Consider the following 14410-nt stretch of genomic DNA (forward strand, 5'->3'; position numbering starts at 1 on the left):
CCGCACCGATCGTGAGGCACGATAGATGAATGGAGCTCCAGCAGATGCGGTACGTCGTCGCGGTGGCCGAGACGGGCAGCTTCACGCGGGCCGCCGAGCGCTGCCACGTGGTCCAGTCGGCGCTGAGCCACCAGGTGGCCAAGCTCGAGCGCGAGCTCGGCGCCCGCCTGTTCGACCGCACCAGCCGCCGGGTCGCGCTGACCCAGGCGGGTGAGGCGTTCCTGCCCGCGGCGCGGCAGTGCCTCTCCGCGGCCGAGACCGCCGCGGCGGAGGTGGCGGCCGTGTCGGGCGTGGTGCGGGGCCGGCTGGCGGTCGGCGTGATCCCGACCGTGGCCGCGATCGACGTGCCAGCCGTGCTGGCGGGCTTCCGCGGCCGGCACCCGGAGGTGCGTGTCGTCCTGCGCACCGCGCCGAGCGACGACCTCGTCGTCCAGGTGCGCGAGGGGGCGCTCGACGTCGCGCTGCTCGGCCTGCCGACGTCGGCGAGCCCTGTGGGCGTCCGGTCGCGCGCGCTCGCGCGCGACCACCTCGTCGCCGTCCTCGCACCCGACCACCCGCTCGCCGGGGCCGCGCGCACGAGCCTCGCCCGGCTCGGCGGTGAGGTCTTCGTCGACTTCCCGACGGGTACCGCCGGGCGTGCGCAGAGCGATCTCGCGTTCGCCGCGGCAGGCGTCGAGCGCGACGTGGCGCTCGAGGTCGGCACGGTCGACCTCATGACGAGCCTCGTGCGCCGCGGCCTCGGCGTGGCGATGCTGCCCGCGGCGTACGTGCCGCAGCTCGAGGGTGTCGCGACCGTGCCGGTCGACGACGCGCCGCGACGCGTCGAGCACGTCGTGTGGAGCGAGCGCGGCCCGTCGCCGGCCGCCGCCGCGTTCCTGCGCGCGATCGACGTCGACCCGAGCCGCACGTGACGGCGCGTGTTGCCTCGCGGTAAACAGTTGCTACGGGCACGTTGCGATCGTCCCGATCTACCCCATCTGCCCGGTGATCCGTGCCAGCATCCGTGGTGCACGACTCGATCCAGCACGCTCACCCGACGAAGGGTCCATGATGCGCTCGACCCGTCGTACCACCGCACTGCTCGCTCTCGCGTTCGCCGCGCCCCTCGCGCTCACCGGCGCGACCGCCACGTCCGCGTTCGCCGAACCCACGTCGACGCCCGGAGGCCCCTACGTCCAGTGCGGGCTCCAGCCCATCAAGCTCAACGGCATGCACTCCAACGACGAGCTGCTCGCGACGGTCCACCGGCTCGCCGAGCAACGTCCGGACGTCGTCGAGGTCGCGACGGCGGGGTACTCGGTCGAAGGCCGCGAGATCCCCGTGGTCACGGTGGGCTCCGGGCCGCGGACGCTGCTCGTCCTGACGCAGCAGCACGGCGACGAGCCGATCGGCACCGAGGCCGCCCTGCAGCTCCTCGCCAAGGTCTCCGGCAACGGTCCGGCGGCCGCCGCGCTGCGCGAGGAGGTCACGCTCGTCGTCGTCCCGCGCGTCAACCCGGACGGCTGGGAGAGGTACCACGCCGACGACCTCGGCAGCGTGATCGACCCTCGCCGCAACTCCAACAACATCGACCTCAACCGCACGCACGGCCCGGCCAACACGACCGACCTGGCGCTCGCCCCCGAGTCGGCCGCCGTGCACGCCGTCATCGACGCGGTCGAGCCCGACGTCATCCTCGACTACCACCACCAGGTCACGTACGCCCAGCCGGACGGGTCGATGGCGACCATGAGCCTGCTGTGGCCGACGCACCCCGCGGTCGCCTCCGACGTCGTGGACGAGGCCAAGCGCGCCACCGCGGTGATCGCCGAGGCGGTCGACGCCCACGGGCACGCGACCGTGACGAAGTACCCCGTCTCGAACACCGCGACGATGGCCACGAACGGGTTCGCGATGGAGGGCTACCCGACCGTGCTCGTGGAGCAGCGTGGTCAGCAGGAGGTCGGGCAGAAGTCCCAGGGCGCCCTCACGCGCGAGGCGCTGATCAGCATGGAGGCGACCGTGGCGGCGCTCGCGGACGGCTCCTTCGACGGGGTGGACCCGGCCGACGCGGACGAGCTGCCCCCGCGCGGGGAGCGGGTCGCCGCGGCCTGCCCCCTCGGGTGACGCACGGGCGGCGGGTCCGGCGGTCTCGGTGTCCCGCGGACGCCGAGACCCCGGCCCGCCGCCGTCACGCGTCACGACGTCGCGGCACGCGGCTCGCGCAGCGACCACGTCCAGGCCGCCCCGGCGAGCGCCACGCCCGCCGCGACGCCGAACGCCCGGGACGTGCCGCCCGCCTCGGCCACGAGGCCGAGCACCATCGGCCCGATGCCGAGCCCGAGGTCGAGCGCGATGCTCGCCGTCGCGGACGCGGCCCCGCGCTCGTCGGGCGTCGCGGTCGCGAAGACCGCGGAGAAGAACGCCGGGGTGCTGAAGGTGACGCCCGCGCCGAGGAGGACGGCGCCGCCGACGAGTGCGACCGGCGTCGGGACGAGCACGGCGAGCAGCAGCCCGGCCGCGATCGTGACGAGGGCCGCGACCGCCAGCGGCAGGGCCGGCACGCGGTCGACGAGGCGGGCGAAGGCGACGCGGCCCACCACGACGACCGAGCCGTAGACCAGCAGCGGCAGGCTGACGTTCGTCATGCCGAGCTCGCCGGCGTGCAGGGCCGCGTACGCGAGGAACCCGCCCATCGCGACGACCGAGGCGAGGAAGCCGAGGCTCGGCGGGACCGCGGGGCGGTGGAACCAGGCGATGGGGCGGGGCGCGCCGGCCGGTCGTCCCTCGGGCCGGGTCTCGCCGATCGACCCGGCGACCACCGCCGCACCGAGGGCCAGGCCGGCCGCCGCGTACCAGGCGCCGCCGAACCCCGTCAGCCGGATCAGCAGCTCCCCGAGCGGAGGGCCCAGCGTGATCCCGAGGTACAGCCCGAGCGAGTTGTAGCTGAGCGCCTCGCCGCGCCGGCTCTCCGGGGCGAGGTCGGCCAGGGCCGCGAGCGCCGCGACGAAGAACGCCGCCTCGGCGACGCCGAGCAGCAGCCGCAGCGCGACCACGACGAGCAGCGTGGACGCGTGCGCGGTGAGCGCGAAGCAGACGACCGCGAGCAGCCCGCCGCCGACCATGAGCGGCGCCCGCCCCCACCGGTCGGTGAGGTGGCCGGCGACGGGGCGCAGCGCGAGCGCCGAGACGGCGAACGCCCCGAACGCCAGGCCCGCCCCGGCCTTGTCGGAGCCGACCGGGCCCGTGACGTACAGCGGGAGGGCGAGGATCGCGACGCCCGCGGCCGTGAACCAGGCGAGGTCCGCGAGCGAGAGCCGGACGAACGCCGACGTGAGCAGCGGCTCGCGCGCGGGCACCGCGGCGGCGTCCGCGGCCGGTGAGGGATCCGCGCCCCTCGTCCCGCGTCCGCGACCGAACACTCCCTCACCATGGCACGGCGGCCAGGGGCTGCACCCTCCCGGTTAGGGTGAAACGTGCGGATCGACGACCCGGGCCTCTCGTGGCCGCTGCTGACTCTCGACCGCGCCGCGCTCGAGCACAACGTGACCACCGTGGCGGCGGCGGTGTCCACCGCCGGCGCCGAGCTCGCCCCGCACGTCAAGACGCACATGTCGCCCGAGCTCTGGGCGCGCCAGCGCGCCGCGGGCGCCTGGGGTGCGACGCTCGCGACGCCGACGCAGCTGCGCACCGCGCTCGGCTGGAGCACGGTGCCGCGCGCGCTGCTCGCCAACGAGCTCGTCGACCCGCGCGACCTCGCCTGGTTGCGCGCGGCGCTCGAGCGCGGCGACGCCGAGGAGGTCTGGGTCTACGTGGACTCTGCACCCGGCGTCGAGCTGCTCGCGGCCGCGTTCGACGGCGCCTCGCGCGCCGGGCGGCTCGGCGTGCTCGTCGAGGTGGGTGTCCCCGGCGGGCGCACCGGCGTGCGCACGGTCCCCGACGCCGTGGCGCTCGCGCGCGACGTCGTGGGGTGCGGGCTGCGGCTCGTCGGCGTCGCGGGGTACGAGGGACCGGTGGCCGCCGTGACGAGCGAGGAGGGGCTCGCGGCGGTCGCTCGCTGGTGCGCGACGCTGCGCGAGGCGGGCGAGGCGGTGGCACCTCTCGTCGACGGGCCGGTCGTGCTGTCGGCGGGCGGCAGCGCGTTCGCCGACGTCGTCCTGCACGAGCTGACCGCCGCAGCGGGCGCGCGCGTCGTCCTGCGCTCGGGCGCGTACGTCACGTCCGACCACGGGCACTACCGCCGGTCGGACCCGTGGCGACGCCTCGGCGCCGCCGCGCTGCGGCCCGCGATCACGGTGTGGGCGTCGGTGCTGTCGGTGCCCGAGCCCGGGCTGGCGATCTGCGGCCTGGGGCGCCGCGACGTCTCCTCGGACCTCGACCTGCCGTTCCCGCTCGTGGTGCGGCCGGTCGACGGTGCGGGCCGGCTCGGCGAGCCGCGGACGCTCGACGGCGCGCGGGTCACGGCGCTCAACGACCAGCACGCATACCTCGCGGTGCCCGACGGCGCCCCGCTGCGTCCCGGCGAGGTCGTCGGGTTCGGCGTCTCGCACCCGTGCACGACGCTCGACCGGCACCGCACGGGGGTCGTCACCGACGGCGACGCCGTGGTCGAGCAGGTGACGTTCCGCTTCTGAGGCCCTCGGGGTCGCAGGTCAGCGACCCACGGGCTCCGGCTCGCGCTCGGGCGCCACGGGCGCGTCGGGGGAGGACGCGCCGTCGCCGGGGCCGTCGTCGGGCCCGCCGCCGTGCGGACCGGCGCCCGGACCCGACGGGCCGGCCGCGCCGGGGGTCGCCGGGCGCAGGCGGCGCCGCACGAGGCGGACCAGGAGGTAGCCGACGGCCGCGACCGCGAGCCACGGCAGGAGGATGCCGATCACGAGCACCACGCCCTGGACCGTCGCGACGAGCGCCGCCCACCCGGAGCCGAGGCCCCCGAGGAACCCGCCCTGACGCGCCGCGGCGGTCACAGGCTCGGTCGTGATCTCGACGCGCAGGGTCGACATCGCGACCTGCTCCGACAGGAGCTGGCGCTGGGCGCGCAGCGCGTCGAGCTCGGCCTGCCGGTCGGAGAGCTCCTGCTCGACGCGCAGCAGGTCCTCGGTGCTGGCCGCGCTGCCCATGAGCTCGCGGAGCCGGTCGGTCGACGTGGTCAGCGCCGCGATCCGCGCGTCGAGGTCGCGGCCCTGCGTCGTGACGTCGTCGGTGTCGACGCTGATCTCGCTCACGTCGCCCACGCCGGACAACGCCTCGAGCGTGCTCGACATCCGGTCGGCGGGGATGCGCAGGGTCAGCGACGCGCTGCCGGGCTCCTCCCCGCGGGCGCGGAACTCGGACCGCTCCTCGACCCGGCCGCCGGCCTGCTCGGCGATCCGGGCGAGGTCGCGCGCCGCGGCGGACGGGTCGTCGGCGACGAGCGTGGCGTGCGCCGTCGTGACGATCTCGCGGTCGACCGTGGCCTCCTCAGCGACGCCCGCGCCGGCCCCGAGGTCGGCGCCGGCGCCGCCGGCGGAGTCGGCCGCGGACTCGCTGCCGCCGCCGCCGGCACCCTCCACCGACTGGGCGCCGCCGTCCGCGCCGCCCGAGCACGCCGCGAGGGTCAGGGCGATGACGCCGCAGGTCAGCGCGGCGAGCGGGCCTCGGAGGCGGGCGCGGGAGGAAGGCATGGGGCGAGCCTAGGGGCCCCGGGCGCGGGCGCGGCGGCCGGGCGCCCGATCGTGACAAGACCGTGCCGAGACCGTGACCTTCACCCCGGGCGGCGTCGTCACGACGACGGCACGCGGGTCCGGGCGGGGGCTCGGCGCAGGGCTGCGAGCCACCGCGAAGGTGCTGCCCGAGCACGCCCGCGCGCACAACCGCGCACTGGTGCTCCAGCACCTGTTCCACGCGGGCCCGACGTCGCGCGCCGACCTCGCCCGGGCGACGTCGCTCACGCGCGTGACGATCTCCGACCTCGTCAACGTGCTCCTCGCCGAGGGGCTCGTCGAGGAGCTCGGCACCCAGCCCGGCCGGCGCGTGGGCAAGCCCGCGATCCTCGTCGGGATGCGCACCGACGCCTACCAGATCGTCGCCGTCGACCTGTCGGACGACGCCGTCATGCGCGGCGCGGTCCTCACCCTTACGGGCGAGGCCGTCGTGCGGCGCTCGCTGCCCGTCGACGGGCGCTCGGGCGACGACCTCGTCGACCTGCTGACCCGGTTCGCGCGGCGGCTTCTCGCCGCGGCGAACCGGCCCGTGATCGGGGTGGGCGTGGGCTCCCCGGGCATCGTCGACGCGTCCGGCCGCATCGTCGAGGCGCCCAACCGCGCCTGGTTCGACCTGCCGCTCGCGGCGCTGCTCTCCGAGCGGCTCGGCCTGCCCGTGCACGTGGCCAACGACGCCAACACCGCGGCGCTCGGCGAGTACACCTACGGCGGCGCGGCGGGGTCGATGCTCGCCCTCACCGTCGGCCAGGGCGTCGGCGCCGGGATCATGGTCGACGGCGCGCGCGTGCACGGCGCCGGCGACGCGGCGGGCGAGCTCGGGCACGTGACCGTCGTCGACGACGGCGCCCCGTGCGCGTGCGGTCGCCGCGGCTGCCTGGAGACCGTGCTGGCGGTGCCCGCGCTGCGGCGGGCCGTCGCCGGCCTCGACCCCGAGGAGGCGGACGCCGCGCTGGCCGCGGCGGGCCGGGTCCTCGGCACCGCGCTCGCCCCCGTGGTGAGCGCGCTCAACCTGGCGGAGGTGCTCCTGTGCGGGCCTCCCGAGCTGCGCTGCGCCAGGCGGCGACGGAGACCTTGCGCGAACGCACCATGCCCGCGGTCGCGGCAGGTCCGCGGCTGCGGATGGCCACCTTGGACGAGGACGTGGTGCTGGCGGGCGCCGCGGTCCTGGTCCTGGCGGCCCAGCTGGGCGTCTCCTGACGCCCGCGTCCCCCGGTGTCGTCCCCGGACGGCGTCGAACTTCACCGCGAGGAAGACCCCTGTGAGAAGTACACGAATCGCCGCCGTCCTGGCGTCGTCGACGACCCTGGCGATCGCCCTCGCCGCCTGCAGCGCGGGCGGCGAGGGCGGCACCGGGACCGTCGACGACGAGACGGCGGGCCCGGCCACCGGCGACATCACCCTCTGGGTGGCCGGCGGCGACACGCCGCAGGAGCTGCGCGATTACCTCGTCGACACCTTCGCCGCCGAGAACCCGGGCTCGACCCTCACGATCGAGGAGCAGGACTGGGGCGACCTGGTCACCAAGCTCACGACCGCGCTGCCCGACGCCGAGAACACGCCCGACGTCGTCGAGATCGGCAACACGCAGTCGCCGACGTTCACGACGGTCGGCGCGTTCCGCGAGATCTCGCCCGAGCTGTACTCCGAGCTCGGCGCTCGTCGCGGAGTCCCGGCGCTTGGCCTTCCTCACGTCCCTGCACCTGCCCGAGCGCGTGCGGCTCGCCCCCGACGACGTCCCCGTCGGCGCGGTGGGGGCCGCTGTCCTGGGCCGGCAGGTCGCCCGCCACCCCGCGCCGAGGTAGCGCGTTTCTCGCCGAGGTAGCGCACCTCCCGCCGAGGTAGCGCACCTCCCGCCGAGGTAGCGCACCTCCCGCCGAGGTAGCGCACCTCCCGCCGAGGTAGCGCGTCCCGCGCCGATGTAGCGTCACGAAAGAGAACTGGAGTCCCCGTGGAAGTTGTCATCGCCCCCGCCGAGCGTCTCGCGGAGCTGGCCGCCGACGCGATCGAGGCCCTGCTGCGCAGCAAGCCCGACGCCGTGCTCGGCCTCGCGACCGGGTCGAGCCCGTTGCAGGTCTACGACGAGCTCGCGCGCCGCCACCGCGAGACGGGGCTGTCGTTCGCGCGCGCCCGCGGCTTCATGCTCGACGAGTACGTCGGCCTGCCCGCCGACCACCCCCAGCGGTACCGGAACGTCATCGAGTCCGAGATCGCCTCGCGCGTCGACTGGCCCCAGGCGCAGGTGCAGGGGCCCGACGGGCTCGCCGACGACGTCCCCGGGGCCTGCGCCGCGTACGAGGCCGCGATCGCCGACGCCGGGGGCGTGGACCTGCAGATCCTCGGCAACGGCACCGACGGCCACATCGCGTTCAACGAGCCGGGGTCGTCGCTCGCGTCGCGCACGCGCATCAAGACCCTCACGCGCCAGACCCGGCTCGACAACGCGCGGTTCTTCGACGACGACCTCGACCAGGTCCCGACGCATTGCCTCACGCAAGGGCTCGGCACGATCATGGAGGCCCGTCACCTCGTGCTGCTCGCCACGGGCCGGCACAAGGCCGAGGCCGTGCACCAGCTCGTCGAGGGGCCGGTCTCAGCGATGTGGCCCGCCACCGTGATGCAGCTGCACCCGCACGCGACCGTGCTCGTCGACGACGCCGCGGCGTCGCGCCTGCAGCTCGCCGACTACTACCGGCAGACCTACGCCGAGAAGCCCTCCTGGCAAGGGCTCTGACGGCGCCACCTCGCCGAGAAGTGCGCTACCTCGCCGAGAAGTGCGCTACCTCGCCGAAAAACGCGCTACCTCGGCGGGGTCGGCGGGTGTCGGTGGGTGCGTCGTAGACTGCCCGTCATGAGCGATCCCCTCTCCACGCCGCCCGCGGACCCGCACGAGCCGGGTGCGGGGACGAGCGTCCTGGAGCGCCCGGAGACACGCGAGCAGCCGGCGGAGCCGGGCGACCACGAGCGCTTCGCGCACTACGTGCGCAAGGAGAAGATCATGGAGTCGGCGATGACGGGCAAGCCCGTGATCGCGCTCTGCGGGAAGGTCTGGGTGCCGGGTCGCGACCCGTCGAAGTTCCCGGTCTGCCCGGTCTGCAAGGAGATCTACGACGGGCTCCGGGACCCGCAGGACGGCGAGGGCGACTCCGGCACGTGAGCGCCCGGCCGCTTCCCGAGTCCGAGCCCGACACCGTCGACCTCTTCACCGCCGCCGCCGACCCGCCGCCGCACCGGCCGTTGCCGCGGACGCCGTCGTCGTCCGCTGCCTCGCAGCTGAGCCCGGCGTTCCCGCGGCGCGCCCCGTGGGGGACGGCGTCGAACCTGCGTGCGTGGCAGGCCGAGGCGCTCGCGCTCTACCACGAGCGCTCGCCGCGGGACTTCCTCGCCGTCGCGACGCCGGGTGCCGGTAAGACGACGTTCGCCCTGCGGGTGGCCACCGAGCTGCTCGAGTCGGGCGTCGTGCGGCGGGTGACCGTCGTCGCGCCCACCGAGCACCTCAAGCACCAGTGGGCCGACGCCGCGGCGCGCGTGGGCATCCGCATCGACCCCTCGTTCAAGAACAGCCAGGGCCGGCACGGCTCGCACTACGACGGCGTCGCGCTGACGTACGCGCAGGTCGCGGCCAAGCCCGCCCTGCACAAGGCGCGCACCGAGGCGGCGCGCACGCTCGTCATCCTGGACGAGGTGCACCACGGCGGCGACGCGCTGAGCTGGGGCGACGCCGTCCGTGAGGCGTTCGAGGGCGCCACGCGCCGGCTCGCGCTCACCGGCACGCCGTTCCGCTCCGACACCGCGCCCATCCCGTTCGTCACGTACGAGGCCGACGCCGACGGCGTGCGCCGCTCCAAGGCGGACTACACCTACGGCTACGGCGACGCCCTGCGCGACCACGTGGTGCGGCCCGTGCTGTTCATGACCTACTCGGGCCAGATGCGCTGGCGCACCCGCGCGGGCGACGAGGTGAGCGCACGCCTGGGCGAGGCGATGACGAAGGACATGCACGCCCAGGCGTGGCGCACCGCGCTCGACCCCCAGGGCGAGTGGATCCCGTCGGTCCTCGCGGCGGCGGACAAGCGGCTCACCGAGGTCCGCCGCTCGGTGCCCGACGCCGGCGGCCTCGTCATCGCCTCCGACCAGGCCGACGCGCGCGCCTACGCCGGCCACCTGGCGCGGATCACGGGCGAGAGCCCGACGGTGGTGCTGTCCGACGACGACGGCGCGAGCGCCCGCATCGAGGAGTTCTCGGCCGGCACCCAGCGCTGGATGGTCGCGGTCCGCATGGTGTCCGAGGGTGTCGACGTCCCGCGCCTGGCGGTCGGCGTGTACGCGACGAGCACCTCGACGCCCCTGTTCTTCGCGCAGGCCGTCGGGCGCTTCGTGCGCGCGCGCAGGCGCGGCGAGACGGCGTCGGTCTTCCTGCCGAGCGTCCCGCTGCTGCTCGAGCTCGCGAACGGCATGGAGATCGAGCGGGACCACGCGCTCGACCGGCCGCAGACCGCGGAGGAGCAGGGGATCGACTACGACCCCGAGGCGGCGCTGCTCGAGGCCGCGAACCGCGAGGAGAAGGCGTCGGGCGAGCTCGAGGGCAGCTTCCAGGCGCTCGAGGCGCAGGCGTCGTTCGACCGCGTGCTGTTCGACGGCGGCGAGTTCGGCACGGGCGCCGACGTCGGCTCCGCGGAGGAGCTCGACTTCCTCGGGATCCCCGGCCTGCTGGACCCCGACCAGGTGACCACGCTGCTGCGCCAGCGGCAGGCGGAGCAGCTGCGCGGGCGGGGCGGCGCGACGTCGAGCGAGGCCGCGCTCGAGCGCTCCGAGGCCGAGCACCGGCGGGCCGCCGAGCTGCGCAAGGAGCTCTCCAAGCTCGTGTCCGCGTGGGCGCGCAAGTCGGGCCGGCCCCACGGGTCGGTGCACACCGAGCTGCGCCGCCGCTGCGGCGGGCCGGAGGTGCCGCTCGCGACCGCGGAGCAGCTCCAGGCGCGCGTCGAGACCGTGCGCGGCTGGTTCGTCGGCAAGCCCTGACGGGCCGCCGGGGCGCGCTCAGTCCAGGCGGATCTCGACGGTCGGGATGGCCGGCTCGCCCGCCGAGAGGCGACGCGCGCCCCGGGGCAGCTCCGAGCGGGCCATGCGGTGGTGCTCGACCGCGTTCTGCACCCCGTACGGGCCGACCCAGCGGGAGTCGACCGCGCCGTCGACGACGAGCGGCACGTGCAGCGGGCGGAGCCCGCCGTCGGCGTCGGTGCCCTCCTGCGGCGTCCAGGCCACGACCCGCTCGTCGGGCCCGGTGACCACGACCTCCTCGGTCGCCCGGCCGTCGGGCCCGAGCCGGCGGGCGGCGACCTTGCGCCCGCCCTGGCTCTCCTTCTTCATCGACGCCTTGGCGACGGGCTGCAGCACGCCCGAGGAGTCGGCGCGCGCGACGAGCTTGTAGACCATGCCGCACGTCGGCGCCCCCGACCCGGTCACGAGCGAGGTGCCGACGCCGTACACGTCGACCGGCACCGCGGCGAGGCCCGCGATCGCGTGCTCGTCGAGGTCGGAGGTGACGACGATCTTGGTGTCCCTGGCGCCCAGCTCGTCGAGCTGCTGACGCACCTCGACCGCGAGCGAGCCGAGGTCGCCCGAGTCGAGCCGCACCGCGCCGAGCGACGTGCCCGCGGCGGCGACCGCGTTCTCGACGCCGCGGCGCACGTCGTACGTGTCGACGAGCAGCGTCGTGCCGGTGCCCAGCGAGGCGACCTGGGACGCGAAGGCCGACGGCTCGTCGTCGTGCAGCAGCGTGAACGCGTGCGCGGCGGTGCCGATCGTCTCGAGCCCGTACCGGAAGCCGGCCTCGAGGTTGGACGTGCCGGCGAAGCCCGCGATCACCGCGGCGCGTGCCGCCGCGACGGCCGCCTGCTCGTGCGCGCGGCGCGAGCCCATCTCGAGGCAGGGCCGGTCGACGGCGGCGCTGGTCATGCGCGACGCGGCGGACGCGACGGCCGAGTCGTAGTTGAGGATCGAGAGCACGAGCGTCTCGAGCAGCACCGCCTCGGCGAAGGTCCCCTCGACCTGCAGCAGCGGCGAGCCGGGGAAGAACACCTCGCCCTCGGCGTACCCCTGGATCGTGCCGGTGAACCGGTAGCCCGAGAGGAAGTCGAGGGTGCGGTCGTCGACCACGCGCGCACGCTCGAGGAACGCGAGCTCGGCGTCGTCGAAGCGGAAGTGCGGGAGCGCTTCCAGGATTCGTCCCGTGCCGGCGAGCACCCCGTAGCGGCGCCCGGCCGGCAGCCGGCGCGTGAACACCTCGAAGACGCAGTGCCGGTGCGCGGTGCCGTCGGCGAGCGCGGCCTGCAGCATGGTGAGCTCGTACTTGTCCGTGAGCAGCGCCAACGACGGGCGCAGCGTGGGCCGCGGTGCCGCGGGCAGGGACGTGGGCAGCGCGGCCGAGAGGGAGGTCGGGGCGGCGCCGCCCCGGGTCGCGTCGGTCATGGGGAACACCGTAGGGCCCGAGCGCCCGTCAGGCAGGTCGAGCCCGCCGGGCGGGCGGGCATGCATAGGCTGGGAGGGTGAGTGCGACGACCGGACCGATGCTCTCGACCCTGGCCGACGCCGGGACGGCCACCGAGGAGCAGACCGAGACCGACACCGAGACCGGTGCCGTGCCGGGTCTCGCCGACCCCTGGGTCACGATCGTGTGGAACGACCCCGTGAACCTCATGTCCTACGTGAGCTACGTGTTCGAGAGCTACTTCGGGTACCCGCCCGCGAAGGCGAGGAAGCTCATGCTCCAGGTCCACCACGAGGGCCGGGCCGTGGTCTCGTCGGGCCCGCGCGAGCGCATGGAGGTGGACGTGCAGGCCATGCACGGCTACGGGCTGTGGGCCACGATGCAGCAGGCGGGCCAGGGCGGCGCGGACGCGCCCGACGCCGCGGGAGGTGCGGCATGACCCCGTTCCGCTCGACGCCCGAGGGGTACGCCGCCCGCTGGGAGGCCGTGGAGCGCCACGTCCTCGCGCGCGTCGCGCGCGACGTCGCCGAGCTCGTGCGCGCCGAGTCCGGCATCGGGCCGGACGTCGAGGTCGGCGACGGCGTCGCGTTCACGGGCGTCGGCCGCGTGCCGCACGACCCCGCCGTGCAGCGTCTGCTGCCCGACGCGCACCGGGACGACCCCGACGTCGCGGCCGACTTCCGGCACCTCACGCAGACGGACCTCGCCGCAGCGAAGGTCGCGCGCCTCGAGGCCTTCGCCGACGCGCTCGACCCCGACGGCGCGGCGGACGCGGCGCTCGACGACGACGCGGCCGACGAGGGGTCGTGGGCCGCGGGCACGCAGGTCTTCGTGCCGCGCGAGGAGGCGCAGGCGTTCGCCGGCGCGCTGACCGACGTGCGGCTCGTGCTGGCCGAGCGGCTCGGCCTCGACGACGACGAGGACGTCGAACGGCTCCACGACGAGGTCATCGCCGGCGTGGCCGGCGACGACCTCGGTGACGACCTCGGTGACGACCTCGACGACCGGCCGGGCGGCGCGGACGGCGAGGGCGTCGTGGGGGAGGAGCGCCGCTACTGGGGCGGCGTGTTCGTCGCGGCCGGGTTCGCGCAGGAGTCGCTCGTCGACGAGATGCTCGCCGACCTGCGCGCGCAGCGCGGCTGACGCCGCGCCGCGCGCGGCTCAGGGGGTGAGCAGCACCTTGATCGCGCGGCGCTCGTCCATGGCCTTGTAGCCCTCGGCGGCCTCGTCGAGCGGGAGCGTGAGGTCGAAGACCTTGCCGGGGTCGATCTCGCGGCGCCAGATGAGGTCGATCAGCTCGGGCAGGAACCGGCGCACCGGGGCGGGCCCGCCGTGCAGGTGGACGCCCGAGAAGAACAGCTCCGTGCCGTCGATCGACACGTCGTGCGTGACGCCCACGTAGCCGACGTGCCCGCCCGCGCGGGTCGAGCGGATGGCCTGCGTCATGGCCTCCTGCGTGCCGACCGCCTCGATGGTGCTGTGCGCGCCGAGCCCGCCGGTGAGCTCCTTGACCTTCGCGACGCCCTCGTCGCCGCGCTCGGTGACGATGTCGGTCGCGCCGAACTCGCGCGCGAGCGCCTGCCGGTCGGCGTGGCGGGACATCGCGATGATCCGCTCGGCGCCGAGCTGCTTGGCGGCCAGCACGCCGAGCAGGCCGACGGCGCCGTCGCCGACCACGGCGACCGTCTTGCCGGGCCCGACCTCGGCCGCGACGGCCGCGAACCAGCCGGTGCCGAGCACGTCGGACGCGGCGAGCAGCGAGGGGACCAGGTCGGGGTCCGGCTGCCCCGGCGTCGCGACGAGCGTGCCGTCCGCCATCGGGACCCGGACGAGCTCCGCCTGCGTGCCCTCCGCGCCCATCGGGTAGGCGTGCACGCACCGGGACTGGTACCCGGCCCGGCAGATCTCGCACGTGTTGTCGGAGGCGAAGAACGAGCCGACGACGAAGTCGCCGACCGTGACGTTCCGCACGTCCGCGCCGACCTGCTCGACGACGCCGACGTACTCGTGGCCCATCGGCGTGTGGTCGACGTCGTCGGCACCGCGGTACGGCCACAGGTCGGACCCGCAGATGCAGGCGGCCGTGACGCGCAGGATCGCGTCGGTCGGCTCGACGATCGTCGGGTCCTCGCGCTCGGCGACGCGCACGTCGCCGGGGGCGGTCATGACGGCTCCACGCATGGGTGGGGTCTCCTTCGTCCGGGGTCGGAGGTCTCGTGCCTCCAGTCAACGGTGCCACGACACC

13 protein-coding genes and 1 pseudogene are annotated in these 14410 nt (G+C 75.5%); 10 read left to right on the plus strand and 4 right to left on the minus strand.

Annotated elements, in window-relative coordinates; translation table 11 throughout:
• Positions 1-29 precede the first annotated feature (29 nt).
• The gene (locus tag ISOVA_RS05095) at positions 30-911 is read left to right on the plus strand and encodes a LysR family transcriptional regulator (protein WP_041294783.1); all 882 of its coding nucleotides are present in this window, start codon (positions 30-32) and stop codon (positions 909-911) included.
• A gap of 136 nt (positions 912-1047) precedes the next feature.
• The gene (locus ISOVA_RS05100; RefSeq protein WP_041294784.1) at positions 1048-2106 is read left to right on the plus strand and encodes a M14 family zinc carboxypeptidase; all 1059 of its coding nucleotides are present in this window, start codon (positions 1048-1050) and stop codon (positions 2104-2106) included.
• A gap of 71 nt (positions 2107-2177) precedes the next feature.
• Here the strand turns inward: ISOVA_RS05100 and ISOVA_RS05105 are convergent, their stop codons facing one another.
• Positions 2178-3338, minus strand: coding sequence for an MFS transporter (locus ISOVA_RS05105; protein ID WP_013838192.1), 1161 nt, complete (start codon positions 3336-3338; stop codon positions 2178-2180).
• A gap of 117 nt (positions 3339-3455) precedes the next feature.
• Between ISOVA_RS05105 and ISOVA_RS05110 the strand changes: the two genes are divergently transcribed.
• Positions 3456-4613 (plus strand): type III PLP-dependent enzyme domain-containing protein, encoded by a 1158-nt coding sequence (locus ISOVA_RS05110; RefSeq protein ID WP_013838193.1) that lies wholly within the window; start codon positions 3456-3458, stop codon positions 4611-4613.
• An 18-nt stretch (positions 4614-4631) separates the two neighbouring features.
• Here ISOVA_RS05110 and ISOVA_RS05115 read toward each other — a convergent pair whose 3' ends face one another.
• Positions 4632-5642, minus strand: a complete 1011-nt coding sequence (locus ISOVA_RS05115) for a DUF4349 domain-containing protein (RefSeq protein ID WP_013838194.1) — start codon at positions 5640-5642, stop codon at positions 4632-4634.
• 142 nt (positions 5643-5784) lie between these two features.
• Here ISOVA_RS05115 and ISOVA_RS17600 point away from each other — a divergent pair.
• The 5 genes and pseudogenes from ISOVA_RS17600 to ISOVA_RS05140 all read left to right on the plus strand — a co-directional run bounded on the left by ISOVA_RS17600 (position 5785) and on the right by ISOVA_RS05140 (position 10697).
• Positions 5785-6878 (plus strand): annotated as a pseudogene (locus ISOVA_RS17600) (ROK family transcriptional regulator).
• 208 nt (positions 6879-7086) lie between these two features.
• Positions 7087-7503 (plus strand): extracellular solute-binding protein, encoded by a 417-nt coding sequence (locus ISOVA_RS17605; protein WP_233275992.1) that lies wholly within the window; start codon positions 7087-7089, stop codon positions 7501-7503.
• Between the two features lie 126 nt (positions 7504-7629).
• Positions 7630-8412 (plus strand): glucosamine-6-phosphate deaminase, encoded by a 783-nt coding sequence (gene nagB, locus ISOVA_RS05130; RefSeq protein ID WP_013838196.1) that lies wholly within the window; start codon positions 7630-7632, stop codon positions 8410-8412.
• A gap of 117 nt (positions 8413-8529) precedes the next feature.
• Positions 8530-8835 carry a DUF3039 domain-containing protein gene (locus tag ISOVA_RS05135; protein WP_013838197.1) on the plus strand — a complete coding sequence of 102 codons (306 nt, stop codon included), beginning with the start codon at positions 8530-8532 and terminating at the stop codon, positions 8833-8835.
• A gap of 80 nt (positions 8836-8915) precedes the next feature.
• Positions 8916-10697, plus strand: a complete 1782-nt coding sequence (locus ISOVA_RS05140) for a DEAD/DEAH box helicase (RefSeq protein ID WP_041295168.1) — start codon at positions 8916-8918, stop codon at positions 10695-10697.
• Between the two features lie 18 nt (positions 10698-10715).
• Here ISOVA_RS05140 and ISOVA_RS05145 read toward each other — a convergent pair whose 3' ends face one another.
• Positions 10716-12146, minus strand: a complete 1431-nt coding sequence (locus ISOVA_RS05145) for a nicotinate phosphoribosyltransferase (RefSeq protein WP_143762063.1) — start codon at positions 12144-12146, stop codon at positions 10716-10718.
• A gap of 98 nt (positions 12147-12244) precedes the next feature.
• On the opposite strand from ISOVA_RS05145, the gene clpS reads away from it, so the two are divergent.
• Together clpS and ISOVA_RS05155 are read left to right on the plus strand one after the other, a co-directional pair.
• Entirely contained in the window at positions 12245-12604 is a 360-nt protein-coding gene (clpS, locus tag ISOVA_RS05150) for an ATP-dependent Clp protease adapter ClpS (protein ID WP_013838200.1), read from the plus strand.
• Complete coding sequence (locus ISOVA_RS05155; protein ID WP_013838201.1) at positions 12601-13308, plus strand: DUF2017 family protein; 708 nt, start codon at positions 12601-12603, stop codon at positions 13306-13308. The genes clpS and ISOVA_RS05155 overlap by 4 nt, the downstream gene beginning before the upstream one ends.
• An 18-nt stretch (positions 13309-13326) precedes the next feature.
• On the opposite strand, the gene ISOVA_RS05160 is transcribed toward ISOVA_RS05155, so the two are convergent.
• Complete coding sequence (locus tag ISOVA_RS05160) at positions 13327-14346, minus strand: zinc-dependent alcohol dehydrogenase family protein (protein ID WP_013838202.1); 1020 nt, start codon at positions 14344-14346, stop codon at positions 13327-13329.
• Positions 14347-14410: the final 64 nt, after the last annotated feature.

It is taken from the genome of Isoptericola variabilis 225, assembly GCF_000215105.1.
GTDB classification, from domain to species: Bacteria; Actinomycetota; Actinomycetes; order Actinomycetales; family Cellulomonadaceae; genus Isoptericola; species Isoptericola variabilis_A.